Annotated in this window: 24 protein-coding genes; 14 read left to right on the forward strand and 10 right to left on the reverse strand. The window is 63.0% G+C overall.

Annotation, left to right across the window (positions count from 1 at the left end; translation table 11 throughout):
• Positions 1–136 precede the first annotated feature (136 nt).
• Together OKW29_RS17540 and OKW29_RS17545 are read left to right on the forward strand one after the other, a co-directional pair.
• Positions 137–2,431, forward strand: a complete 2,295-nt coding sequence (locus OKW29_RS17540; RefSeq protein ID WP_429291920.1) for a response regulator — start codon at positions 137–139, stop codon at positions 2,429–2,431.
• Positions 2,432–2,666: 235 nt separating this feature from the next.
• A complete protein-coding gene (locus OKW29_RS17545) occupies positions 2,667–3,836 on the forward strand; it encodes a hypothetical protein (protein ID WP_429291921.1) in 1,170 nt (389 codons plus the stop codon).
• A gap of 104 nt (positions 3,837–3,940) precedes the next feature.
• On the opposite strand, the gene OKW29_RS17550 is transcribed toward OKW29_RS17545, so the two are convergent.
• Positions 3,941–4,495: an NADPH-dependent FMN reductase gene (locus OKW29_RS17550; RefSeq protein WP_184031046.1), complete on the reverse strand. Its 555-nt coding sequence runs from the start codon at positions 4,493–4,495 to the stop codon at positions 3,941–3,943.
• 290 nt (positions 4,496–4,785) lie between these two features.
• Here OKW29_RS17550 and OKW29_RS17555 point away from each other — a divergent pair, with 290 nt between their 5' ends.
• Positions 4,786–5,001, forward strand: a complete 216-nt coding sequence (locus OKW29_RS17555) for a hypothetical protein (RefSeq protein WP_026226445.1) — start codon at positions 4,786–4,788, stop codon at positions 4,999–5,001.
• A 153-nt stretch (positions 5,002–5,154) separates the two neighbouring features.
• Here the strand turns inward: OKW29_RS17555 and OKW29_RS17560 are convergent, their stop codons facing one another.
• Complete coding sequence (locus OKW29_RS17560; RefSeq protein ID WP_018424013.1) at positions 5,155–5,289, reverse strand: hypothetical protein; 135 nt, start codon at positions 5,287–5,289, stop codon at positions 5,155–5,157.
• A 465-nt stretch (positions 5,290–5,754) separates the two neighbouring features.
• On the opposite strand from OKW29_RS17560, the gene OKW29_RS17565 reads away from it, so the two are divergent.
• Positions 5,755–6,363, forward strand: coding sequence for an RNA polymerase factor sigma-70 (locus OKW29_RS17565; protein ID WP_184073430.1), 609 nt, complete (start codon positions 5,755–5,757; stop codon positions 6,361–6,363).
• Entirely contained in the window at positions 6,344–6,556 is a 213-nt protein-coding gene (locus OKW29_RS17570) for a zf-HC2 domain-containing protein (RefSeq protein ID WP_187617628.1), read from the forward strand. Before OKW29_RS17565 ends, OKW29_RS17570 begins: the two co-directional genes overlap by 20 nt.
• A 24-nt stretch (positions 6,557–6,580) precedes the next feature.
• On the opposite strand, the gene OKW29_RS17575 is transcribed toward OKW29_RS17570, so the two are convergent.
• Together OKW29_RS17575 and OKW29_RS17580 are read right to left on the reverse strand one after the other, a co-directional pair.
• Positions 6,581–6,871, reverse strand: coding sequence for a DUF1272 domain-containing protein (locus OKW29_RS17575; protein WP_429291922.1), 291 nt, complete (start codon positions 6,869–6,871; stop codon positions 6,581–6,583).
• Positions 6,872–7,004: 133 nt separating this feature from the next.
• Entirely contained in the window at positions 7,005–8,381 is a 1,377-nt protein-coding gene (locus OKW29_RS17580; protein ID WP_429291923.1) for a gluconate:H+ symporter, read from the reverse strand.
• 247 nt (positions 8,382–8,628) lie between these two features.
• Here OKW29_RS17580 and OKW29_RS17585 point away from each other — a divergent pair, with 247 nt between their 5' ends.
• Entirely contained in the window at positions 8,629–9,612 is a 984-nt protein-coding gene (locus tag OKW29_RS17585; protein WP_429291924.1) for a sulfonate ABC transporter substrate-binding protein, read from the forward strand.
• Between the two features lie 54 nt (positions 9,613–9,666).
• Here the strand turns inward: OKW29_RS17585 and arsC are convergent, their stop codons facing one another.
• A complete protein-coding gene (arsC, locus tag OKW29_RS17590) occupies positions 9,667–10,026 on the reverse strand; it encodes an arsenate reductase (glutaredoxin) (RefSeq protein ID WP_429291925.1) in 360 nt (119 codons plus the stop codon).
• A gap of 724 nt (positions 10,027–10,750) precedes the next feature.
• Between arsC and parA the strand changes: the two genes are divergently transcribed.
• Positions 10,751–11,413, forward strand: a complete 663-nt coding sequence (gene parA, locus OKW29_RS17595) for a ParA family partition ATPase (protein WP_013092840.1) — start codon at positions 10,751–10,753, stop codon at positions 11,411–11,413.
• Between the two features lie 24 nt (positions 11,414–11,437).
• Positions 11,438–12,493: a ParB/RepB/Spo0J family partition protein gene (locus tag OKW29_RS17600; protein ID WP_429291926.1), complete on the forward strand. Its 1,056-nt coding sequence runs from the start codon at positions 11,438–11,440 to the stop codon at positions 12,491–12,493.
• Between the two features lie 58 nt (positions 12,494–12,551).
• Here OKW29_RS17600 and OKW29_RS17605 read toward each other — a convergent pair whose 3' ends face one another.
• Positions 12,552–13,901, reverse strand: coding sequence for a replication initiation protein (locus tag OKW29_RS17605; protein WP_184057688.1), 1,350 nt, complete (start codon positions 13,899–13,901; stop codon positions 12,552–12,554).
• 2,035 nt (positions 13,902–15,936) lie between these two features.
• Here OKW29_RS17605 and OKW29_RS17610 point away from each other — a divergent pair.
• Positions 15,937–17,166 (forward strand): DNA-binding protein, encoded by a 1,230-nt coding sequence (locus OKW29_RS17610; protein WP_429291927.1) that lies wholly within the window; start codon positions 15,937–15,939, stop codon positions 17,164–17,166.
• Between the two features lie 69 nt (positions 17,167–17,235).
• Here the strand turns inward: OKW29_RS17610 and OKW29_RS17615 are convergent, their stop codons facing one another.
• The 3 genes from OKW29_RS17615 to OKW29_RS17625 form a co-directional block, all read right to left on the reverse strand.
• A complete protein-coding gene (locus tag OKW29_RS17615) occupies positions 17,236–18,318 on the reverse strand; it encodes a tyrosine-type recombinase/integrase (RefSeq protein ID WP_429291928.1) in 1,083 nt (360 codons plus the stop codon).
• Positions 18,319–18,433: 115 nt separating this feature from the next.
• Positions 18,434–18,844, reverse strand: coding sequence for a DUF2471 family protein (locus tag OKW29_RS17620; RefSeq protein ID WP_429291929.1), 411 nt, complete (start codon positions 18,842–18,844; stop codon positions 18,434–18,436).
• Positions 18,845–18,911: 67 nt separating this feature from the next.
• A complete protein-coding gene (locus OKW29_RS17625) occupies positions 18,912–19,559 on the reverse strand; it encodes a helix-turn-helix domain-containing protein (RefSeq protein WP_429291930.1) in 648 nt (215 codons plus the stop codon).
• Positions 19,560–19,696: 137 nt separating this feature from the next.
• Between OKW29_RS17625 and OKW29_RS17630 the strand changes: the two genes are divergently transcribed.
• The gene (locus OKW29_RS17630; protein WP_184031083.1) at positions 19,697–20,902 is read left to right on the forward strand and encodes a glycine C-acetyltransferase; all 1,206 of its coding nucleotides are present in this window, start codon (positions 19,697–19,699) and stop codon (positions 20,900–20,902) included.
• 28 nt (positions 20,903–20,930) lie between these two features.
• Complete coding sequence (gene tdh, locus OKW29_RS17635) at positions 20,931–21,962, forward strand: L-threonine 3-dehydrogenase (RefSeq protein ID WP_187630195.1); 1,032 nt, start codon at positions 20,931–20,933, stop codon at positions 21,960–21,962.
• 41 nt (positions 21,963–22,003) lie between these two features.
• Here the strand turns inward: tdh and OKW29_RS17640 are convergent, their stop codons facing one another.
• Positions 22,004–22,654, reverse strand: coding sequence for a YceI family protein (locus tag OKW29_RS17640; protein ID WP_018424028.1), 651 nt, complete (start codon positions 22,652–22,654; stop codon positions 22,004–22,006).
• A gap of 122 nt (positions 22,655–22,776) precedes the next feature.
• Between OKW29_RS17640 and OKW29_RS17645 the strand changes: the two genes are divergently transcribed.
• The 3 genes from OKW29_RS17645 to OKW29_RS17655 all read left to right on the forward strand — a co-directional run bounded on the left by OKW29_RS17645 (position 22,777) and on the right by OKW29_RS17655 (position 24,703).
• A complete protein-coding gene (locus OKW29_RS17645) occupies positions 22,777–23,442 on the forward strand; it encodes a TetR/AcrR family transcriptional regulator (RefSeq protein ID WP_429291931.1) in 666 nt (221 codons plus the stop codon).
• Between the two features lie 13 nt (positions 23,443–23,455).
• Entirely contained in the window at positions 23,456–23,935 is a 480-nt protein-coding gene (locus tag OKW29_RS17650) for a DUF1348 family protein (protein ID WP_187612478.1), read from the forward strand.
• A gap of 249 nt (positions 23,936–24,184) precedes the next feature.
• Entirely contained in the window at positions 24,185–24,703 is a 519-nt protein-coding gene (locus OKW29_RS17655) for a hypothetical protein (RefSeq protein ID WP_429291932.1), read from the forward strand.
• The last annotated feature ends 327 nt before the right edge of the window (positions 24,704–25,030 follow it).

Below are 25,030 nucleotides of genomic sequence, written 5' to 3' on the forward strand. Positions count from 1 at the left end.
ACGGCGGACGCCCATCCCCCACGCTTTGCGGCAAATTTTTCCGTGCTGCGTCTATGCTTGTTCTGAAGGCGGCATGGTGCCGGCAACGGCCCGATACGGGGCTGCCACATCCGAACGACTTTTCGCGTCAACGACAATGACATCAGACCGGGTCGACTCCGCGCGCGCGGGCCGTCTTTCGCGTCGTCCTGCCCGCGAGCAGGACGACGCGTCGTTTCCGGCCGTGCCGGAACAGAATTTCCAGGTGCGTCGCATCACGCTGATCGCGCTGCTGGTCGCGGCGATCGTGCTGCCGTTCGTCTACGTCGCGGCGATGGCATTCGCCGATCTGCGCTCGCGCGAGGCCGACGCCACCGATCTGGCGCTGCGCACGGTGCGGGTCGCCGAAGAACACGCGTTGAAGGTGTTCGACATGAACGAGACGCTGAACGCGCGCATCGTCGATCTGACCGACGGCCTCGACGACGACGGCATTCGCGCGCGCGAACACACGATTCACGACAAGTTGCGCACGATGGGCGGCGGCTATCCGCAGGTAGCCTCGGTGTCGATCTTCGGCCAGCATGGCACGCTGCTCGTGAGCAGCCGCCTGTATCCGTCGCCGGAAAATTCGATCGGCCAGCGCGACGATTTCGTCGGCATCCGCGACGGCAACGCGCTGGAACGCGTGTCGAAAGTGATGCCGGGGCATGTGAGCGGCGAGCAGGTGTTCAACATGGGCGTCGAGCGCCAGGCGCCCAATGGCTCGTTCGCGGGCGTCGTGTCGATCGCGCTGCGGCCCAGCTATTTCGACGCGTTCTATCGCGAGTTGCTCGGCAGCAGCGACGCTACGCCGATCATCATGAGCCTCGTGCGCACCGACGGCGCGGTGCTCGCGCATTACCCGCGCGGCCCACGCGAGCCGACCGCCCTCGCGTCCGATTCGCCGTTCGCCGAAGCGGTCAGGCAGGGGCAGCGCTCCGGCGTCGTGCGGATGCGCTCGAGCTTCGCCGGCGGCAACCTGATCGTCGCCTTCCGGCACGTCGGCTCGTATCCGGTCTACGTGCTGTGCGGCTATCGCACGTCGGCGATCTGGGCCGCCTGGTACAAGCACCTGAGCGTGCTGGTCCTGTCGATGTTCACGCCGTCGATCGCGCTGTGGTGCGTGATCTGGCTGTCGCTGCGCCGCCTCGGCGCCGAAGAGGAAGCGTGGCAGCGTTGGCAGGCCGAGGCATCGATGCGCCGCTCGATCGAATCCGCGTACCGCCAGTCGCGCAAGATGGAAGCGCTCGGCACGCTGGTCGGCAGCGTCGCGCACGACTTCAACAACCTGCTGATGATCCTGTCGGCCAACGTGCAGATCGTGCGACGGCGCGGCGTCGGCGGACTGGAGCGCGAACTGTCGGCGATGGAGCGCGCGCTGAAGAGCGGCCAGTCGCTGACGCGGCAACTGCTCGGCGTCGCGCGCAAGCAGCCGCTGCGCACCGAGACGCTGTCGCTCGAACGCTGGCTGCCGTCGTGCCGCGAACTGCTGCGCGCGTCGCTCGGCGCGAAGGTGTCGCTCGTGATCAATAGCGGCGTTGATACCTGGCCGGTGCGCGTCGACGTCGCCGAGCTCGAGCTCGCGCTGATCAACATCGCCGTCAATGCGCGCGATGCGATGGCCAACGGCGGGCGCTTCACGGTGCGCGCGAGCAATGTCGTGTTCCGTCACGAGGACGGCTTTCCGCTGACCGGCGAGTTCGTGCAGCTGTCGCTCGAGGACACCGGCGCCGGTATGGCGCCCGACGTGCTCGCGCGCGCGTTCGAGCCGCTTTTCACGACCAAGCCCAAAGGCATGGGCACCGGACTCGGGTTGCCGCAGGTCTTCGCGTTCTGCGGGGGCTCGGGCGGGCTCGCGGCAATCGACAGCGCGATCGGCGCGGGCACCTCGGTGCGGCTCTATCTGCCGCGCGCGTCGACCGAGCCGCACACGGCCGGACCTGCAGAAGCGCTAGCGACCGAAAGCGGCGTGCCGCAGGGTCTGCGTGTGCTGCTCGTCGAGGACAACGAAGAAGTCGCCGCCGGCACCGAGGCGTTGCTGCAGATGATGGGTCATCAGGTCACCTGCGTGTTCAACGCCGACACGGGGCTGCGTGTACTCGACGACGCCCGCGTGAAGCGCGCGAGCACCGGCGAGCCGCTGCCGTTCGATCTGGTGCTGTCGGACATCCACATGCCCGGCAAGATGAACGGCATCGATCTGGCCGAAGCGGTGCTCAGGTTCGACCCCCAGCTGCCGGTCATCCTCGTCACCGGCTACGCGGAAGAGCTCGACCGCGCGCGGCACGCGAACGTGCGCGTGCTGTCCAAGCCGTTCGATATCGGACTGCTGGAGCAACTGCTCGAAACGATCCAGCACGACGCCGTGCAAACGAGCAACGATGCCGCCACGCATCCGGCCGATACCTGATGTCCGCGCCGTGCCGGCGTCATTTACCGGGCCTTGTAAAAAGCGCGGCGCTTACACGCCGCGCTTTTTTCATCGTGAGCCCGCGTCATGCGTAGCACGCCGGGCAGCGCGGCTGGGCATGGGACGCGGCGGCGCCGCGCGGCGGTGCGGGGCATGAAGGTTGCTTGCCTTCAGACGGCAAGGGGACGACGCCGCGAGCGTCGCCCGTTCCAGCAGAACATGTCGGGAGACAACCATGCAACATACCGTGATTGGTTTATTCGACACTTACATGCAGGCCGAAACCGCCCGCGATACGCTCGTGCAAACCGGCTTTGCGCGCGAGAAGATCGAGTTGCAGGCGAACGCCGAACCTTCGGTTGGCTCGGCCACCAGCGAAGTCGCCAACGCGGGCGTGCTCGCGAATATCGAGCGCTTTCTCGCCAGCCTGTTCTCGACCGGGCCGCGCTCATCGGACACCGCGCGTTATGCCGAGGCGATGCGGCGCGGCGCGGTGCTCGTGTGCGTCCACGCGGCAAGCGAGTCGCATGCGGAGCTGGCGCGCAATACGCTCGTGCGGCTCGGCGCGACGGATATCGGCGACCGCCCGCCCGAGGCGGACACGCCGGCCGCCACCGACCGCGATCACTCGATACTCGATGAGCTGGGCATCGGCGCGGTGATGCCGGGAACGCCGCGCACGTCGAGCGTAACGACCGAGGCGGGTGCGACGCCCGGGATGCGCGACACCACTGCGACACCGGGGGCGGCGGGCGTAAATTCGAGCAGCGGCGCAGCGGGTGCGGCGGCCATGACCGAATCGACCGGAATCGCCGGCGCGACGGGCGCCACTTCGGCGACCGGTACGACCGCACCCGACACCATGCCCCCTCCCGCCACCCCGCGCCCTGATCCGCTGACCGCCATGCCGCCGGCGGACATCGGCGCCGCCGCCAAGCCGTTCGCGCCGCCGCCGATCAGCGAACGGCCGATGAGCGATCCGGTCAACGAACCCGTCGTCGATCCGCTCGCCGGCGATGCGGGACGCAGCGCGATCGCCGCCGGCTCGGTACCAGGTTCGGGCGCGGTGATGCAGCCGTCCGACATCGTCCCCGAAGGCGGGCAGCCGGGCACCGGTCCCGGCGCGCAGATGCCGAACGAGTATCTGGAGTACGAAGAAGATTTCCGCGCGCACTACGACGAGCAGTACGCCGCCGCGAACGCGCGCTATGAAGACTATGTGCCGGCCTATCGCTACGGCGCGGAGATCGCTCGCGACGCGCGATTCCGCAATCGTCCGTGGGATGAGATCGAGCCCGAAGCACGCCGCCATTGGGAAACCACGTCGCCGGACAGCACGTGGGAGCGCTTCAAGCTCGCGGTGCGGCACGGCTGGGAGCGGGTGACCGGCCATCACCACGTGTAGGCGATGCGCCGAGCGACACGAGCGCGGCCGCCTTACGCGGCGCGCGCTGTGTTCGCGTTGCTTCGGCGGATGGTCAGGACGCGGTCAGCGGCGCTGAGGCTCGGCTACACCGCCCCGTGCCGCTTGATCCACGTGACGTAGCGGTCCATGAACGTCTGCAGGAACTTGCGCGTGCCGTCGTTGACGATCTCGCCTTTTTCGTTGATCACCGCTGGATCGTGCTTGATGAACACCTCGGGCTGCCCCATCGCCGCGACGTCGAGATAGGCGAGCACGTTGCGCAGATGCTGCTGAGCGAGCGCGCTACCGGTCGCACCGACCGAGGTGCCGATCACCGCGCCGGGCTTGTTGGCCCACGAGTTGGTGCCCCACGGCCGCGAGCCCCAGTCGAGCGCGTTTTTCAGCACGCCCGGTATCGAGCGGTTGTATTCGGGCGTCACGAACAGCAGACCGTCCGCGGCTTGCACGCGCTCCTTGAGTTTCTTGCCGGCTTCGGGATAGTCGGCGTCGTAGTCCTGGGAGTACAGCGGCAAGGAGCCGATATCGATGTATTCGAAGGTGAAATCGGCTGGAGCGAGGGAAATCACCGCCTGAGCCAGCTGACGATTGAACGAATCTCGCCGCAGGCTGCCGACGACCACTGCAATGTGATAGGCCATGTTCGCTTCCTCAGGTAAGGCGCTCGACGCGCAGAGAGTACGAACTGTCCATCATAGGCAAAAGCCGCGCGAAACGCCCGGGCCCTGGCGGATTTGGCCAGGTCATAGCGGATCGGGAAGGATTCTTGCGGCACCTGTCGGTGGATAACCTCGCGGCTCGAAAAGTTATCCACAGATTCGCTGAATAACCTTGTGGATAAGTGGAACTTTTGCCTTGCCAATCAAGCATGCCTTCGGGCCAGGGCGATCTGAGGCAAATGGACACCATCGACATTCTGGAGGACTGGATCATGAGTCTCGACTACGCAGGAAAATCCCACGACGAAGCGGTCGCCGCGCGCAAGAAAGCGCGGCAGCGCGCGCAGGAGCCGGCGGGCGGCGAGATGGCCGTCGACGGCGTCGAAGCCGATGCCACGCATAGCTGCGGCGAGTTGTCGGAACGAGGCAAACAGGTGTGGCGCACGGGCGCCGGACTCGATGGCGGAGGGAAGGCGCCGAGCCGCTAGGACTCGCGGGTTGTCCGTCGGCCGTGGCTAGAAGGGGCCGCTTGACGCCGCCGTATCCCCATGCAGGCCGAATGCTGAATACTGGAATACGAAAGGGCGCCGTTGCCGGCGCCCTTTTCTCATGCTTCCTTGCTGCGTATTTCGACGTGCCGATCAGTTGCCAAAAAATACGTTGCAGTACGACGCCGGGCCGTTGCAGGTCGAAGCCGGAGCGTCGGCGTGAGCGACACCCGAAGCCGCTGCGAACAGCGCGGCCGAAGCGATCAGGGCGGAGAAAATGCGTTTCATGGTGTGCGTCCTCGTTTGTGTGTGGGTTGCGCGATCTGATGCGATCGATGGCGTGAAGAATAGCGAGCGGGCCCGCATCCACAAACAGCGAAGATGAGAAGAGATTATTTTATAAATTGAAATAATCGCTATTGTGCGATTGCGTTGAATTGGCGGTCGACCGCGACGCGTTGATCGGCCAGTGTGGCGATCCAACAACCCTGTTGCGCGCAGACTCGAAATATCATTTCTTGCAACAATTAATTTCCGGTGTCATAAGCGGCCGCGCCGCGCGACGAAGCTCCTCGGGCATCGATTGCCAAGGGGCATATGTTCAATACCGATTCGCTAGGGCAGGAACGTGAGGGAGAATGGCGCACGCATCCGCAAACCGTGCGAGGACGACCATCTGCTCATGAATCACGACGTTTCAGGACGACACGCGCAGCGCAGCGCGCGGCCGACAGCGCAGCGACGGAGCAAGCCGTGACGCAGCCAGGCGCTCCCTCGCTGGACGATCCCATTTATCTCGCGCAATTGCGGCGTGACCTCGTTCGCTTCGCCCGTCTGCAATTGCGCGACGCCGCGGCCGCCGAGGACGCCGTGCAGGAAGCACTGACCGCCGCGTGGACTCAGGCCACGCGTTTCGCCGCGCAGTCGGAGCACAAGACCTGGGTGTTCGGCATCCTGCGCCATAAGCTCGTCGACACGCTGCGCGCGCGCCAGCGCACGGTCAATCTGTCGGCGCTCGAAGCCGAACTCGACGGCGAGGCGCTGCTTGATCGCGAGCTCTTCAAGGACAACGGCCACTGGTCGCGCGAGACCAAACCGCGTCCGTGGCCGACACCCGAAACTGCATTGCGCCGGCAGCAATTCTGGACGCTGTTCGAGATGTGCCTCGAGCATTTGCCGGAGCACATTGGACGCGTGTTCATGATGCGGGAGTTTCTCGACCTCGACATCGCGGCGATCTGCGCGGAACTGCAGATCAACGCGAATCATTGCAGCGTGCTGATCTATCGCGCGCGGCTGCGGCTGCGCACGTGCCTGAGCGAAAAAGGCCTATCCAGCGAGGATGCGAATGGGGAAATGTAAGGACATCACGCGGCTGCTATCCGATGCGCTCGACCGCTCCCTGTCGACTGGCGAATGGCTCGCGATCCGCCTGCATCTGCCGACCTGCAGCGGGTGCCGGAACTATCGCAAACAGATCCGCCTGCTGCGGGTCGCCGCGCATGTGGCGAGCGGAGTGGCGAACGTGGATGGAGAGGTGAGCGGCGACGAGTGATTTGCCGCTTTGCCACACCGCAGTTCAGCGCTCGCCGATCGGCACGTCGCGATAGCGTTCGAAAAAGCGAGCATGCGATGCTTCATCGATGCCGACAGGATGCGTATCGGCACGCGCCGGATGTTTGGCGAGTTGCGCGCGGGTGCGAATCGGCCGATGCGCGAAATTGCCGCCGCAATTCGGACACACGTTGCGCAGCCTCGTCAGCGTGCAGACCTCGCAGAACGTGCATTCGTAGGTGCAGATCATTGCGTCGGGCGCGTCCGGCGGAAGTGACTTGCCGCAGCCTTCGCAGGTTGGTCGCAATTCGAGCATGACGGTGGCTCCTGTTGTTGATGACGCGAGGCGCGGCTTGCTGCCTGGCGTCGCGTGAGGTTCTGCGCGCGTGTTCCGCTGTGCGCGCGTCAATACGCTGCCCAAATGGGTGAGGCTGTCGCGCGCGCCGTGCTCACGTCAACGCGCTCCACAGCACGAGCGTCAACGCGAGACCGACGACCGATACGATCGTCTGCAAGACCGACCACACCAGCACAGTCTGCTTAAGCTGGAGTCCGAAATATTCGCGGACCATCCAGAAGCCGGCGTCGTTCACATGGCAGAAGAACACCGAGCCGGCGCCGATCGCGAGCGCCATCAGCGAATTGTGCGTCGCGCTGAGGCCCGCGACGACCGGCGCGACGATGCCGGCCGTCGTCGTCGTGGCGACCGTCGCCGAGCCGGTGGCCTGACGCAGCGCGACGGCGATCAACCAGGCGAGCAAGATCAGCGGCATATGCGCCCCGACCGCGATCTTGCCGATCGTCGTGCTGATGCCAGCGACGACGAGCGCCTGTTTCAGGCCGCCGCCCGCGCCGATCGTCAGCAACAGCGCGGCGATCGGCGGCAGGCTTTTGCGCAGAATGCCCCCGACGCGCTCGCGCGCCATGCCGCGCGACCAGCCGAGCGCGACCACCGCGAACAGCACGGTGAGGCCCAGCGCGATCAGCGGCTCGCCAAGAAAATTCAGCGTATCGAAGAGCAACGTTTCGGGCTCGAGCAGCAGCTTCGCGACCGTGCGGCCGAGCATCAGAATGACGGGCAGCAGGATCGTGATCAGAGAGATCGCGAAGCCCGGCGGCTCGAAGCCGTTCTGCTCGGCGGTGAACAGCTTGCCCATTTCTTCAGGCTCGACGACGTGCATGCGTTTCGACAGCCAGATGCCATACAGCGGACCGGCGAGGACCACCGCGGGAAGCGCCACGATCAGGCCGAGGCCCAACGTCAAACCGAGATCGGCGTGCAACGCGCTCACCGCGATCAGCGGACCCGGATGCGGCGGCAGCAGCGCATGCAGCGTCGTCATACCGGCGAGCGCGGGAATCGCGATGCGCAGAATCGGCTGCTGCGCGCGACGCGCCATGACGAAGATGATCGGCACCATCATCACGAGGCCGACTTCGAAGAACAGCGGCAGGCCGATGAGCAGCGCGACGACGGCCATCATCCACGGCAGCGTGCGCGGGGTCGAGTGCGCGAGGATCGTCGACACGAGCCGGTCGGCGGCGCCCGATTCGGCCATCAACGCACCGAGCATCGCGCCCAGCGCAATGATGATGCCGACGTCGCCGAGCAACGCGCCGGCGCCTTTGCTGAACGCGCTCGCGACTGCTTCGAGCGGCAGGCCGGCCGTGAAGCCCGCCGCGAAGGTGCCGACCAGGATCGACAGGAACGGCGCGAGCTTCAGCACGCTGATGAAGATGATGATCAGTGCTAGTCCAAGCGCGCACGACAGGATCAGTTGGGTGTCGTGGGCGGCCCACGGTGTCAGTGTTGTCGTTACAGGCACGGCGGCTTTTTTCCTCTGTTCGTTTGCAGTCGATCGATGCAGCCGCGAGCTGGTGGTCGCGGGCGCTTGTTTTGCCGGTCGATTGTAGCGGGAGGGGGTAGGTTGGGCTTTGGGCAATGCTTCGCTACTGCCGCATGATTTGCTTATGCGAATTTATCGGTTCGTCCAGGCCCGCAGACGAATTATCGTCGGAGCCAATCGGACCATCTTTTGGCGTCCGTTAAATTCTTTTTCGACGAGTATTCTCATGTCCCGTGATCCGCTGCTGACGCGCCGTACGTTACTGGCCGGCGTAGGCGCAACGCTGGCCGCCGCCGCGTTGCCGGTCTTCTCCGCCGCCGCATTTGCCGCCGATGAACATGCAAAAGAACTTCGCATCGGATATCAGAAAGCCGCAAGCACCCTGGTATTGCTGAAGGCGCACGGCACGCTCGAAAAGCGGCTTGCGCCACTTGGCATCACCGTCAAATGGACCGAGTTTCCGGCCGGGCCGCAATTGCTGGAAGGGCTGAACGTCGGCGCGATCGATTTCGGCTATGTGGGCGAAGCGCCGCCCGTGTTCGCGCAGGCCGCGGGTGCCAATTTCGTCTACACGGCGTATGAAATTCCAACGCCGCACGCCGAAGGCATCCTCGTGCATCCGGACGCGCCAATCAAAACCTTGGCCGATTTGAAGGGAAAGAAGATTGCGCTGAACAAGGGCTCGGATGTGCACTGGTTTCTCGTCGCCGCGTTGCAGAAGAACGGCGTGAAGTTCAGCGAGATCCAACCCGTGTATCTGCCGCCCGCCGATGCACGTGCGGCCTTCGAGCGCGGTGCGGTCGATGCGTGGGCGATCTGGGATCCGTTCCTCGAAGCCGCCAGGCGGCAAACGAACGCGCGGCTGCTCGCCGATGCCGAGGGTATCGTGAGTCACCACCAGTTCTTTCTCAGCGCGCGGCCCTTCGCGCAACAGAACGGCGACGTCCTTGCGATCGTGATCGATGAAGTCGGCAAGGAAGGGGAGTGGGTGCGCGGCCATTACAGCGAGGCCGCCGCCCAACTCGCGCCGATTCAAGGGCTCGACGCGAGCGTGATCGAATCAGGCTTGCGGCATTACGCGCATATCTACAAGCCCGTCGACGCGAACGTGCTTGCGGAACAACAGCGCATCGCGGATACGTTCACCGAACTGCATCTGATTCCGACGAAGATCGTGACCAAGGATGCCGCGCTGTCCGGCAAAGCGTAGCGCAGCAGTTCGAGTCCGCATTGCCCACATCGTTTTACTTCGACGGTCGCGCGATCAGGCGAACAGCGCGGCGACATTTTCCGGCGGGCGGCCGATGACAGCCCGTCCGTTTCTGACGACGATCGGTCGTTGCAACAGAATCGGATGCTTCGCCAATGCGTCATAGAGCTGGGCGTCCGTCAGCGACGTGTCGGCAAGATTGAGCTCTTTATATTCGGCCTCGGTGTCGCGGATCATTTCGCGGACGGGACAGCCGAGTTGAGCATTGAGCTTCTCAAGCTCTGCGACGGTGAGTGGCTTCTTCAGATATTCGACGATTTCCGTCGCTTCGTTTGCGGAGTTGTAGGTGTTCGCGACGAGTTCGCAGGTGGTGCGAGATTTGGAGCAGCGCGGGTTGTGGTAGATGGTGATCATGGCTGGATTCGGGGCTTACGCCGTTGAAGGCTGTGACGGTTAGAAGGGTTCGGGAATTTTAACGGGTGACTTGATGACGTGGCGCGGGACGACTGCGCGGCATCCGCGTTGTTTGAACCATCGGCGAGGTGGGTCGGTTTATGCGCATAAACCGACGCTGCCTTCGAGGCGAGTGGGAATAGTTTAATGCTGGCACCCTGAGTTCTAGTCGCACCTGAGATTTGCTCGCGCGGGCGCGATTCAAACGACAACCTATATCCCCCGCTGATGAGGCGCCGGATGCACATTTGCCGCTTGCCGCCATGTCTGGGGAGAATCGGCGTCGGACGAATTCATGACGAATGGTCCCTCCGGGCCAATTGGCACGCGAACTTTATGCGCATAAAGTCTGGCACCTCTCACCTCTTTGGTCGCTCAGATGCGTGCGCTCCTTTTCTCTGCACGTCAGCCCGAGAATCGCGAACAGTCACCAACGACTGTGCACGCAGTGCGCGAGCACTCGTTACTTTCCCTTTGCCGCCGCCGGACAGCGATCAGCAACGCTAAAGCCCCAGTCCACGCTTGCTCTGATATCCCGCAAGACCCCGGGCACGCGTCCGATGCCTCTTTATGCGCATAAACCCTTTGCCGAATGGCCAATTTCCGAACTGCGCTTACGCAAATCATTTGAAATCGCAATTCAACCAGGTAAAATCCATTTGCGTCTAAAAAGAGGAGGTGAAATTTGGCGGCAGAAATCATCGCGGTAACACAGCAGAAAGGCGGGGTCGGGAAGAGCACCATCGCGATGCATCTCGGCGCTGCATTTCACGAGAAAGGCAAACGCGTTCTCGTCGTCGACGCAGATGGCCAAAACACTTTGATTCACTGGGCCAGTGCTGCCTCCGACGGCGACATCGGTATTCCATTCGCCGTCGTCAACCTGTCCGAAGCAGGCAGCCAGATCCATCGCGAGATCAAGAAGTTCGTGGCTGATTACGACATCATCGTCGTCGACTGCCCGCCCTCCATCACCGAAAAAGTCTCGGGCGTCGTTCTGCTCGCGGCGAGCGTCGCGGTAATCCCAACTTCCTCGTCCCCTGCCGATTACTGGTCGAGCATCGGCCTCGTCAAGCTGGTCCAGCAAGCGCAGGTCATGAACGAAGATCTGCGAGCCGTGTTCCTGCTCAACAAGACTGAAGAGAAACGGATGCTGACGCGCGAACTGAAGCGCGCGCTCGAAGAACTCGGCTTCCCTCTCCTCAAAACCCAGATTCCCACGCGCGAAGCCTACAAGCAGGCAATGGCGTTAGGGCAAACGGTGCTTCAGATGAACGACCGCGGCGCGAAGCTCGCCGCGCTCGAAGTACGGGCGTGCGCCAACGAGATCGCCGCCTTGCTCCCGTGAATTTATGCGCATAAAGGACCCTGAATGAAACCGTCCCAGTTCGCCAAAGGCTTTCAAGCACGTCCTGACACGACCAGCAGCGAAAAGCGCACCGCGCTCGACCGTCTGAATGCGATCGACGGCCTGGTCAGAAACGAGGCGAAAACTCCCGTGATCGCCGGGCGTCCGATTCCGGCCGTCTTGCCGTCGCGTCTGCAGGACGCGGAGATTCCTGATCCGGACAACGAATCGGCGGCCTACCGCGCCTGGAGGCTCGAACACGGCTATCGTCCCGGCCAGATCATCGAACTGGCGCTCAAGACGATCAAGCCGAGCCCGTTCAATCCACGGTACTTCTATGTGAAGTCGTCGATTGCGGAGCTTGCCGTCAATCTGGCGAAGCAGGGGCAGCAGCAGGCGATTCACGTCATTCCCGACTATGACAACCCTGGCACCTACTTCGTCAGTGACGGCGGCAGACGGGTGCGTGCGCTGAAAGAAGCGAACAAGGAGTCGGTGAAAGCGATCGTCATCGATCTGCCGATCGGCATCCAGAGCTACAAGCTCGGTTACGACCTCAACGTGCAGCGCGACTCGCAGACGGTGTTCGACAACGCGGTCGTGTGGCGACGCTTTCTCGACGAGCGGCATTTCCAGAGCCAGAAAGAACTGGCCGAACATCTCGGCCTCGACGAATCGACGGTCGCAGTCGCGCTGTCCATCGCCAAACTCCCGGAAACCGTGATGCAGGAGATGGTCGCGCGCCCTGACCGCTTCGGCTCGAACATGGCGTATCAGGTGGGCCGCTACCACACGGCTCGCGGCGCGGAGGCGACACTGCGACTGATCAACCGGATACTTTCCGACGATCTGAGCACACGCCAGGTCGCCGACATCGTCAAAGGCCGAGCGACCTCGCAGGAAAGCGTCAAACCGGCGGGCCGGCAGCGCTACGCGCAACGTCTGGAAATCAAGCTTGGTGGTGTGTCGGTCGGCGATCTGAAGTCGTATGGGGACGACCGGCTCGAGTTGCGCCTGAAAGGCCTCACGCGTGAAAAGCGCGACGACATCCTGCGGCAGATCGAGAAGATGCTGAAGTAAGACGTGAGGGCGGTGCGCATGCACCGCCGCCTGGATTTCAAAGGCAGTTATCGACCCATCAGGCCGCTCGCGACTGGCTCAGCGTAAAGGCGAGCAGGTCGCCGTCGGTCGGTTCGCCCCAGGTCCTGCGCGCGAGCCAATCGAAGAACGCCGTTTCGACGATCTTCGAGTCGAGCCCGCGACGCCGCCAGTCGTCGCGCATGTGCGTGCCGAGCCCCGGCAATTCATCTTCCTCGAACGACTGTCGCGCGATATCGCGCTCCGACTCGCCCTGTTCGTTGTACAACTCGTAGGCCTGCTTGCGACGGTAAGCCGAGTATTCACCGAGCAGACGCGCCTTCAGATCGTCGGCCGGCGACGCCGCGGCCTTGCTGGTGCCGCCACCCGCAGGCAGCGCCTCGACCGGCGGCGCATAGCCTTTCTTCAACGCATCCTTGAACAGCGCCGGCGCACTGCGCACCGGCGGCAGTGACGTGCTGCGCATACGCTGCTCGGTCATCTGCAGCGCCGCGCGGATCCGGTTCTCCTCGCTGTCCGCATAAAGCGTCTGCGCCTCCTTGAGCGGAATGCCGATCTTCACCATCCGGTCGACCAGCGTGCTGTCGAACACGTTCGGATGTTCGTCGAGCGCGAGCATCGGCTGCTTGCGCTCGGTCACGCGGAACTGGATTTCAGCGACGCGCCGACCCTCGCGATGCTCGATCAGCTCGACAAAAATGTTCGTGACCGCGTTGACCTCCGCGATGGCCGGGCGCAGGTAGTCGCGCTTGAAATACTTGTACTCGCGCTTCGCCTCGTCGCCGGCTTCAGTGTCCGGCGTGCCCGACAGAATCGGCCGCCACCATTCCCAGGTCTCGCGCATCGTCAGGTGGCTGGGGTTGGTCAGGTAGCGCACGCAGATCTCGTAGAGTGCGAGGCCCGCGCTGCTGCGCAGCTGGCTCTGGAACTGCAGACTCAGCCGCGCATACTGAACCGGATCGAGCAGTTTCTTCTTGATCTTCGGCGCAAACGAAAACTCGACCCAGACGCGACGCGTGGTCGGATCTTCGAGAATTTCCGCGTCCGCGATCAGCGTCGAAATACCCCATTTGCGGCCAGGCTTCTGACTCGACGTGCCGGTGCTCCACTCGACCTGCACCGACACCATGCGGCGCAGATGCTCCTTGACGAGCGCGGTGTCATTGGAATCGAACGCGGAATTGGCGACGATGTCGGACAGCAGCGCCCGATAGGTGTCGCCCGATTCATCCGCTTGCTGGGCCACCGCGAGTAACACGTTAAATAGCTTGCGCGTGAGCAGCGTGATCTTGCCGCTCTTGGGCTGGATCGCGATCGCCTCGACGGCTTTGCGCAGCTCAGCCGAGCTCGGGCTGACAACATCGGTCTTTTTCGCGCGCTTCGTGGCCATGCGTCGAGGTGAGGAGGGGATTTCGCGAGAGCATACCGGCTGTGGTGATACGCGTCTATAGCGCCCATCTCACCATTGCCGGTGAAGCGAGTTTACGAAGCGCAACTCACCTCGACCAACTCCCGAAAACCCTCACCTCGTGTGCGTGCCGCCAGGATCGGGCTCTCCTTGCCGGTCGCGGCGTTTGCGAATCGGGCTCGTTTCGCCGCGTGCGGCAACGGGGAGCATTTGATCCCGAATCTTCTCACCTCAAAAATTTTCGCGGATTTTTTCGAGACCCTCCTGTAAACGGATGGTGTCCGGGGCGGGTGATGACTTCGTCGTGCGGCCTCGCGATCGTTTCGTCGATCGTCGCGTGCTGCCGGCCGACGCACAGTTTCGGATCGATAGATGGAATGCCCGCACGGTATTGGGACCGCAACGCGGCGCGGGCCAGCGACGGACGCCCCGTCAGCCCTGTTGTCGGTGCATCAAGCTTCCTATCGTCGGACGCGCCATTCGACCTGCTTGGTGACTCCGCTGACGAGTCAGCCCTCACTACCGAGAACCTACCGGCGTTAACCACCTGTTTCCACCTGTTTCGACTTCGAGCTTTGTCCGAAGCTGCCGAAAAAGGGGAGATCCAAGCACAGGCAAATCCTCACCGCTCCTATGCTCCCGAAAAACCTCACCGTAGCACCGCGGAACGGCACAACACGATACGCGCTCATGCCGCGCTGGTACCGCATTTCCCCAATGCAACCTCCTGAAAAGCCTCACCTTTGACGTTTACGGAGGCCCCGGCGCCCCCTTCCAAAGAACTCCTGAAAACTCTCACCTTTGCTGGAGGACAGGAAAAAAATCAATGATTTCCGTGACTTGCGATAATCCCATCTAGCGCTCGAACCATCGGTGGTCCCGTAAAATCTCACCTTAAGCCAGTTTTTCGCACCGCAGCACTTTTCATTGCGTCCCCATGAATCTCCCGAAAAGACTCACCTTTGCAATCAGAGACTAGGTATATCTACGCTCGCAAATTGCCAGCCGCCGGGCATCTCCAGCCGATAGCCCGGGTTTCAGTCCCGAATCTCCTCACCTTAACGCGCAGAACCCTATCCAGACCTTCCCGAAAAGCCTCACCTTTGACGGAATCGCCGGCCAAATCAGCTCGCGGAACTAGCTGATCAGCCAGTTCCCCGAATCCCCTCACCTTTCCAATCGCCAGCGGTTCCCGCCGACCAGTCTTTCGGGCAATCGATGCGTCGAATTCCATCCTGGCTCCCGTAAAACCTCACCTCAGCAGTATGGATGCTCAAAAAGAAAGCAAAACTGGACCCCGCGCCCCGAAAAATCTCACCTTCGTTTTCCGTTTTCTCCCGCCACGGCTCACCAAAGCGGTTAACCACCCCAAAAAACCGGCAAAAAACCACGCTCGCGAGCCTCCCGAAAGCCCTCACCTTGCTGCAGACCAAACCGAACAGACACTTCGAGGGGTGTCGGGCGCTTCGCGGCTGCGAAGTCCCGCAAAACCTCACCTTTGCCCAAACCCCACGCATACGGCGCTTCCTGAACCCGCTCACGTTCCGTCCCGCAGCCGCTCACCGAGCTTCCCGAACCCCATCACTCGAGTTTCCCGCAGACCCTCACCAAGTCTCCCGCAAAGCTTCACCTTGCTGGCCTGAAAGCCCCGCCAGATAAGGGTTTGCCGAGTCGTTAACGTCTTTAACAAGGGTTCAAAGGTGTTTATTTTTATTACTCTCAAGCCTTACACCCCGCGAGCCCCGTGAAACAGACGACCACCCCCCGCCACCATTGCCGATCAATCGTGAAACAGTGCGCGATCATGCGAAAATCAAACAAAATGCTTCTAATACAATGGCTTATTAGCTATTCTTCGTTTTGTTTCACGGAGAAAAACGGTAGGCGCGGGTTTACTATCGCCATTTGCACGCAAAAGCCCGTCGGTATACGCCAATCCGTTCGCCATCGATAAATCGGTAGCAAACACTACGTAAATTGTTATGATCCATCCAATTCGAGCCACATCGAGGTAGACATGAATCTGGATCAGGAGCGGCAAGCCATTCGCGACGAGCTTGAATCAATGCGTGCGCAGGGCGTGCGCCGCCAGGATCTGTCGCTGCATGCATGCAAACGGCTCTTTTTCGATCTCGGCATCCGGCCATCGATGGCGGCCGTGCGCGATCTCACGCAAACCGGCAGCGCGAGCGACATCCCGAAGGACATCGATCATTTCTGGGAGCGCATCCGCAGTGTGTCGCGGGTCAAGGTCGGAGCGGGCGCGATACCAAAGGCACTCGAAGATCGCGCCGGTGAACTGCTGGGCGCGCTATTCGAAGAGGCGGTCGTGCAGGCCAAAGCGTCGCTCGATGGCGAACGTGAAGAGATCCGCGCGCAGATCAGCGCCGCCGATCTACGAGCACGCGAGGCGGAAATTCGTCGGGATGCGGCCGACGACTCCATCAGGCGCAGCGAAGCGCGCGCCGAAGCCGCGTGGGAGCGGGTTCGCGCACTTGAAACCCAGTTATCGAGCGCGACTACGCACGGCAGCGTTCACCTCGAAGGCATGCAGGCAACCACGCGCCGGCTCGACCAGGAGAACGAGGCGCTGCGGCAACGGCTCGAAAACGAACAGACTGCCAATGCTGCGTTGCGCGACCGGATCGACGCGTTGCACGTCGAATTGCGGCAAAGCACGGAGCACTATGCACAGCAGATCAAGGATGCGGTGGCCGAAGCCGAGCGGCGCGTCAAGCCGATGCTGGTCGAACTCGACTCGCTGCGTAGCATGGCCGCGACGTATCAGTCCGGCGTGCGTGATGCGAGCCGCAAGGAATTCGAGTTCATTCAGCAGATTGCCGCCGCCAAGGCGCGCGCCGATCGGCTCGACGCGCAGCTGCGCGAGCAGTCGGACGAAGTCGACGCGCTGACGAAAGAAGTCGCCACCCTGCGTGGCCAGCAGGGCATCGATCCAGCCATCGCCGTACTGCTGTGCTCGCTGGTTACTGAGGGGCGGCTCACGAGCAAAGAGTTGAGCATGATCGGCACCGCGGCTGACGGCCACGTGACGCTGCCCGCGAGATGCCCGAAATGCGAGGAAGGTGAGCCGGAGCTGTCGCAGGTCGATCACCGTTTCGAACTGTTGTGCCCGGAATGCGAGCACTCTTCCGGCCTCGGCGAATCGAGGCTCGCGGCGGTGAACCAGTTTCTGTCGAACGATGGCGCCACCGCGCCGTCGTCCCGCTCCGTCCACGCGATGCGTTAACCAGAGGCGGCCAATCCAACGGAAAAACGTCAAAGGTGAGGAAATTCGGGACCGCAACGGTGAGGTTCTTCAGGGTTCGCCGGCTCCCGTTTTCCTCGTCAAACGCCCGTCACGGCGGGGCTCGGCCAACGGCGCCGCAGCTGGATCCGGCTCCTCTGTCGCGGGCGAATCCTGCTGATCAATCCAGGTTTGCCACGCGCGATATAGCCGGTTCGCGGACACCGCCTGCACGAAGCCGAGCCATTGACCGACCTGTTCGGCCTCTACCCCGCTTTCGAAAAGGTCCGCCGCAAACGTGTTGCGCAAGGTCTGCGGACTCGCGCGCGATTGGCGCGACGTGGCAATCCCCGCTGCATCGACGAGCGCATCCACCGCGCGCAGCATCGTGGCCTTATGCATCGGCCTGCCCGACGGCGATGCGGGAAACACAAGCTTGCCGGCCAGCTGCGTCAGCCGGCGTTCGGCTAGCCAGGCGTCGAGAATCGCCGTTGCGAATGGCGCGAGTCGCGTGCGCCGCGTCAGCACTGGATTCGCGGACTCGATCGTGACCCACGGCGAGCCCTCTCTCACGCAACTAACCGTAAGCACTCCCGCTTCGCCCGTCTTCAGTCCTGCGCCCAGAAACACCGCGATCAACGCGCGATCGCGTCGCTCTCTCCAGCGCTGCGCGGTCGACAACGCCGGCAACGGCGCGAACAGCCGCGCGATCAACGCAGTGCGTTCCGCATGCGTGAGAAACCCGGTCGGCTCGTTGTCGCGCGCATTGCGCCACGCGGCTTCCCCGTCCTGAGCGATGAAACGAGCCGGGTTGGTCGACGCCGATTCGATCTCGCGCACGTGATCGAGCACGCGCTCGATAAGCCGCAAATAGCGGATCCGCTGCGTTCTGCGAATCTCGAGGCTGGCGACGAATTCGGCGATCGCGGGTGTGTCGACCGTCGCGAGGCTTTGTTGCCGCGCGCCGAGCCAATCGAGAAACTGACCCCACTGCGCCTGATAGACCAACGCCGAAGAGCGACGGAAGTGCTGCTTCGCGAGCCAGGCATCGAACGCGACCTGCGGGTCGCGACGCCAGTCTTCGCGTTGCTGATCGAACAGATCGGTAGAGGGCGCGGGACGGGGAACGGGGTCGGACAGATGAGGAGGTGACATGGGCAATCCTTCCGTTAGTTGCACCGTTTGGTCCGCGTATTGTAGGCGCTGACCGCTGCAAGGCCGACCGCGAGCAATGGAAGAGGATCCGAGCCATCCCGACGTGGTGCCGCCATTAGCCGCCCCACGCCCGGGCGCGCTTTAAGGGCGCATCGGCCGGCCGTGGCAGCGCCGCCCGGCGCGCCGCTTGCCGCGCCGCTTCCTCGTACGCATTGACGGCAAACGCAAAAACGGCCGGCAATGCGTTGGAGGTGCCGAAATCCACGCCGTCATCGGTTTCTGGATAAGGCAGATCGGACGGGCGCTGGAACAGCCCGAGCATCAGCGCGTCGTGCCGGCTGGCAAAACCGAGATCGGCCAGCGCCTCGGCTTCGATGGCATGGAGCAGACGCCACGTGAGCGGCACCTGCCTGACGATGTAGCGCGCGGCGATGCTGCGCACGATATGTTCGAGATCGCGCGCGGCGGTCTGGAAGCGCAGCGCGGCGAGAGTTTGATCGGTAGGGTCGGTTTTCAGGTTGTTCATTCTCGGCTCCAATCGACACCTGATACTGTACAAACATACAGTACCAGGCGCAACCTGGCCGAACGGCCTAACCGTGAATTACGACGAGCAGCGCTTTCGCCTCGCTCTTGCCGACGTTGCGGATCGCATGCGGAACATCCGCGACGTAGCGCGCGGTGTCCGCGACCTTGAGCCGCTTCGTCGCGCCGGCCGCCTCGATTTCGATCGAGCCGTGCAGCACGGTCAGATGCTCGCGCGTGCCTGGCTCGTGCGCGTTCGACACGAGAGCCCCGCCTGGCTGCAGCGTCAACTCGTACCACTCGAACTTGCCGGCCAGCTCGATCGGTCCCCACACACGCAACTGGTATTTCGCTTCGTGACCGCTTAGCGTAGGAATATCGCGCGGTCCGGAAACGGCGATTGGCTCAGGCGACTTCGGCGGCGCAAACAGCGAATCGAGACTTACGCCGAGTGCATTGGTCAGCCGCCATGCAACCGCGATCGTCGGATTGGCCTTGTCGCGCTCGATTTCCGAGAGCATCGATTTCGACACGCCGGCCGCGCGCGACAGATCATCGAGCGTCATGCGCCGCTCGGCGCGCAGCCGTTGAATCTGTTCGCCGACGCGCGGCGGCGCCGCAATCGCCGCACTCGGCGGTAATGCCGCGCTGGCGGAGGTGGGCGCCGCATTGGACGCGGTGCGGCGTGTACCCGAACTTGCCATTTCCTGACCCATCGTTTAGAGTTGTTCGATATACCGGATTTTAGTTCGGAAAAACGAAAATATCCGATAAAGCTGACAACCGACTATAACAGGCCGCCCTTCCCGCGCGCATGCGAATGCGGGCGCCATCACTCTCAGGAGTCCCGTTCATGCGTGACCAATACCTTGCCCATCTGCGCGGCACCCTCGACCAGATCCGCGCCGACGGCTTCTACAAGAGCGAGCGCGTGATCGCGAGTCCGCAGTCGGCCGACGTGCGTCTTGCCGACGGCAGCGACGTGCTGAACTTCTGCGCAAACAACTATCTCGGTCTCGCCGACGACGCGCGGCTGATCGAAGCCGCCAAGCAAGGCCTCGACAGCGACGGCTTCGGGATGGCGTCGGTGCGCTTCATCTGCGGCACGCAAACCGTGCACAAGCAACTCGAAGCGGCGCTCGCCGCGTTCCTGCAAACCGACGACTGCATTCTCTACTCGAGCTGCTTCGACGCGAACGGCGGCCTGTTCGAAACGCTGCTCGACGAAAACGACGCGATCATCAGCGACGAGCTGAATCACGCGAGCATCATCGACGGTGTGCGGCTGTCCAAGGCGAAGCGCTTTCGCTACAGGAACAACGACCTCGGCGATCTCGAAGCGCGCCTGCAGGAAGCCGATGCGGCGGGCGCGCGCTTCAAACTGATCGCGACCGACGGCGTGTTCTCGATGGACGGCATCATCGCGAACCTGGCCGGCATCTGCGATCTGGCCGACCGATACGGCGCATTGGTGATGGTCGACGACTCGCACGCGGTCGGCTTCATCGGTGAACACGGTCGCGGCACGCCCGAGCATTGCGGAGTGATGGCGCGCGTCGACATCATTACCGGCACGCTCGGCAAGGCGCTCGGCGGCGCATCGGGCGGCTACGTCGCGGCGCGCAAGGAAGTCGTCGAGCTGTTGCGGCAGCGCTCCCGCCCGTATCTGTTCTCGAACACGCTGACGCCGAGCATCGCGGCGGCGTCGCTGAAGGTACTCGAATTGCTCGCCAGCGATGAAGGGGCGCTGCTGCGCGCACGTGTGCGCGAAAACGGCGCGCATTTCCGCCGCGCGATGAGCGCGCTCGGCTTCACGCTCGTGCCGGGCGAACATCCGATCATTCCGGTGATGCTCGGCGACGCGCAACTCGCGGGAAAGATGGCCGATGCGCTGCTGAAGCAAGGCGTCTACGTGATCGGTTTTTCGTTCCCGGTGGTGCCGCGTGGCCGCGCGCGCATCCGCACGCAGATGAGCGCCGCGCACACGCCGGAGCAGATCGACCGCGCCGTCGAGGCGTTCGCGCGCGTCGGCCGCGAGCTCGGCGTCATCACCACGTGATCGCCGCGTGATTCGAATGGAGAAGCAGATGAAAGCATTGGCAAAACTCGAACGCGGACCGGGCCTCACGCTGACCGACGTGAAGAAGCCCGAAGTCGGTCATAACGACGTGATGATCCGCATCACGCGCACCGCGATTTGCGGCACCGACATTCATATCTGGAAGTGGGACGACTGGGCGCAGAAGACGATTCCGGTGCCGATGCACGTCGGCCATGAATACGTCGGCGAAATCGTCGAGATGGGGCAGGAAGTGCGCGGCTTTGCGATCGGCGATCGGGTGTCGGGCGAAGGACACATCACCTGCGGCTTCTGCCGCAACTGTCGCGCGGGCCGCCGGCATCTGTGCCGCAACACGATCGGCGTCGGCGTGAATCGCGAGGGCGCGTTCGCCGAATACCTGGTGATTCCGGCCTTCAACGCGTTCAAGATCCCGCCTGAAATCTCCGACGATCTCGCCGCGATCTTCGATCCGTTCGGCAACGCGACGCATACGGCGCTGTCGTTCAACCTCGTCGGCGAAGACGTGCTGATTACCGGCGCTGGGCCGATCGGCATCATGGCGGTCGCGATCGCCAGGCACGTCGGCGCGCGCAACGTCGTGATCACCGACGTCAACGACTATCGCCTCGAACTCGCGCGCAAGATGGGCGCGACGCGCGCGGTGAACGTGTCGCGCGAATCGTTGCGCGACGTGATGCACGATCTGCACATGACCGAGGGCTTCGATGTCGGACTCGAAATGTCGGGCGTGCCGAGCGCTTTTACGGGCATGCTCGAAGCGATGAACCACGGCGGCAAGATCGCGCTGCTCGGCATTCCACCCGCGCAAACCGCGATCGACTGGACCCAGGTGATCTTCAAAGGCCTTGAAATCAAGGGCATTTATGGGCGCGAGATGTTCGAGACCTGGTACAAGATGGTCGCGATGCTGCAAAGCGGCCTCGATCTGTCGCCGATCCTCACCCACCATTTCAAGGTCGACGACTATCAGGAAGCCTTCGCGACGATGCTCTCCGGCGAAAGCGGCAAGGTGATTCTCGACTGGACGACTGCCTGAGTCGGCACCTCACCGTCTGAACGCTAACGCCCGCAGCGCGCTTACGCGCCTGCGGGTGTTTTCACGAACTCGGCCTGGATGCGCACGTGAATATCGTCGCCGACGGCCGGATACCAGGTAGATAGACCGAACTTCGCGCGGCTGAAATGACCGTCCGCGGAAAAGCCAAGCGTGTCCTTTTTCGTCAGCGGATCGGGCGCGAAGCCGTTGAACGTGACGTCGAGCGTGACCGGCTGCGTGACGCCGCGGATCGTCAGATCGCCGCTCAGCGTGCCGCGCGCTTCGCCGGTGCGCTCGAAACGCGTGCTCGCGAAGCGGATCTGCGGATAGCGCGCGACGTCGAGCATGCTGTCGCTTTTCACCATCTTGTCGAGCAGCGGCACGTTCGTGTCGATGCTCGCGGCGTCGATCGCGACCGACGCCGTGCTGCGGTCGAGGCCGCCGTCGTTCCAGTCGAGCTCCCCCTGCTTGCGATCGAAACGCATCGTAAAGCGCGTGTATTTGAAGTGATCGATATCGAACGTGATGCTCGTATGGTCCTGATCGATGTCGTAGCGTCCGGGCGGCACGCGCGCCTCGTTTTGACTGACCGAATGCGTGAGCACCTGGATCGGCGTGCAGGCCACCGCGCCCAGCAGCGTTGCGCCGAGCAGCGCGCGTACCCACGCGGTGCGAACGGAGGATGGTTTCATCGAAGCGATTCTGGTTGAGCGGTGATCAAGCGACTCCATCACGATAGCAGCAAGCGCACCCACAACGCCGAAGCTCGAAGAAAAACTTGACGAGGGAGAATGATCGTTCTACCTTTTCGTCCATGACACACGAAACGATTCCGACCGATCCAAACGACGCGGCCCAGCCCGGCACGGCGCGCGAGCGGCTGCTCGATGCCGCCGAGGCGCTCATCTACGCCGGCGGCATCCATGCAACCGGCGTCGATGCGATCGTGCGGCAGTCCGGCACCGCGCGCAAAAGCTTTTACACGCATTTCGAGTCGAAAGATGCGTTAATCGCGGCCGCGCTCGAACGGCGCGACGAGCGCTGGATGAACTGGTTTATCGCCGGCACGCAACGGCGCGGCAAGGGCGCGCGCAGACGCCTGCTCGGCATGTTCGACGTGCTGCGCGAGTGGTTCGCATCGGCGGATTTTCACGGCTGCGCGTTTCTGAACGCGGCCGGCGAGATCGAATCCGCCGACGATCCGATCCGCGTCGTCGCGCGCAGACACAAGACACGGCTGCTCGGTTTCGTGCGTGCCGAATGCGTCGCGTTCGTAGCGGAAGCGCAAATCGATGCGCGTCGCGCGGCGCCGCTCGCGCGGCAATGGCTCGTGCTGCTCGACGGCGCGATCGCGGTGGCGCTCGTGAGCGGCGAAGCCGATGCGGCGCTCGACGCGCAGGCGGTTGGCAAGACCTTGCTCGATGCGGCAGCGAAACCCGCCGCAACCAAACGGCCGCCGTCGCGGCGCACCATAACCTGACTGAGGAACCATCATGGCCGATACGATCGAAGCCCGCCCGCCGCTGCCGCCATTCACTCGCGATACCGCGATCCAGAAAGTGCGCGCCGCGGAAGATGCGTGGAACACGCGCGAACCCGAGCGCGTATCGCTCGCGTACACGACGGATAGCGTGTGGCGCAACCGCGCCGAATTCGTGCATGGCCGCGCGGAGATCGTCGGCTTTCTGCGCCGCAAGTGGGCGAAGGAGCTCGACTATCGGCTGATCAAGGAGCTGTGGGCGTTCACCGACAACCGCATCGCGGTGCGCTTCGCGTACGAATGGCACGACGATTCGAACAACTGGTTCCGCTCGTATGGCAACGAGAACTGGGAGTTCAACGAGCATGGTCTGATGGCGCATCGTCACGCAAGCATCAATGACCTGCCGATCCGCGAAGCCGACCGCCTGTATCGCTGGCCGCTCGGCCGGCGGCCCGACGATCACCCCAGCCTGTCCGATCTCGGTCTGTAGACGTTCCCACCACATTCATCGCCGGCGGCGCACCCGATGCTCGCCGCGAACTTCTTCACCGCTTGTTCATCACGGCGCCATCGGTTCTCCGTTATCGTGGCGGTTCCGGCTGCAGGGGCACGTCGCGTGCCCGGCCGGCCGAGCGAGTCCTCAACATCGACCGCGCGGCTTCAGGTACAGTGCGCGACGGGCGGCACGCGGATCGCCAGAACACCATGACACCGGCGCTCGACCGGTGACGGAGAAGAAATGCACTTCAGGCAGATGAACAAGAATATCCGGTGCGCCGCGGTGGCGCTCTTCGCCAGCTTCGCGGCGGTCTCCGTGGCGCACGCGGGCAACTGGTGTGACGGCGGTGTATGGGTCGACGCGATGCTCGGCTCGTATCACATCAACCCCGATCCCGACACGCACTTCGAGCAGTTCAATCCCGGGCTTGGCGTCGAGTGCTGGCTGAACAACCAGTGGGCGCTGACGGCCGGCGGCTTTCGCAACTCGCTGCGTCGGCCGTCCTACTACGGCGGCGGCGTATGGGCGCCGGAGTTCGCGCATTGGGGCATCGTGCGGATCGCGGCGATCGGCGGGATCATCTCCGGCTATAACTATGGCAACTGGGGGCTTGGCAGCAATCACACGATCGGCCCGGTGGTCGCGCCAATCGTGATGCTCGAATACAAGCGCGTCGGCGCGAACTTCATCGTCATTCCGCCGATCCCATCGGACAATCTGCCCTTTACGATTGGTTTTCAGCTGAAGGTAAAGTTCTGACGGAGCTCTCAATTGGCAAAAAAGTCGCGACCTACAGAAAAACACTGATTTTTGGCAAAACAGTCGCGACTTGCCCTGGTGAGCGGGAATGCGGCTATAAAACTTTAGCGCTTCGCGCGTGCCAGATTACTTCGTTCGCCGAATGACAGTTGAGACTTCCTTTCGCCATTCGAGGTCTTTGCCGCAACACTTGCTTCAGCAGCTCAACCTCAAGGCTCTAAACATTAAACCCGCCGTTGCGCTTCGACCTTGAAACCGCCCTGGGTTTAAGGGCGGGGTGCCCGTTGACTTGACTGACAGCCTTTGCAACAAGCGCTTGATGTGTTC

It is taken from the genome of Paraburkholderia sp. CI3 (genome assembly GCF_050436505.1).
In the GTDB taxonomy this organism is placed as follows: Bacteria; Pseudomonadota; Gammaproteobacteria; order Burkholderiales; family Burkholderiaceae; genus Paraburkholderia; species Paraburkholderia tuberum.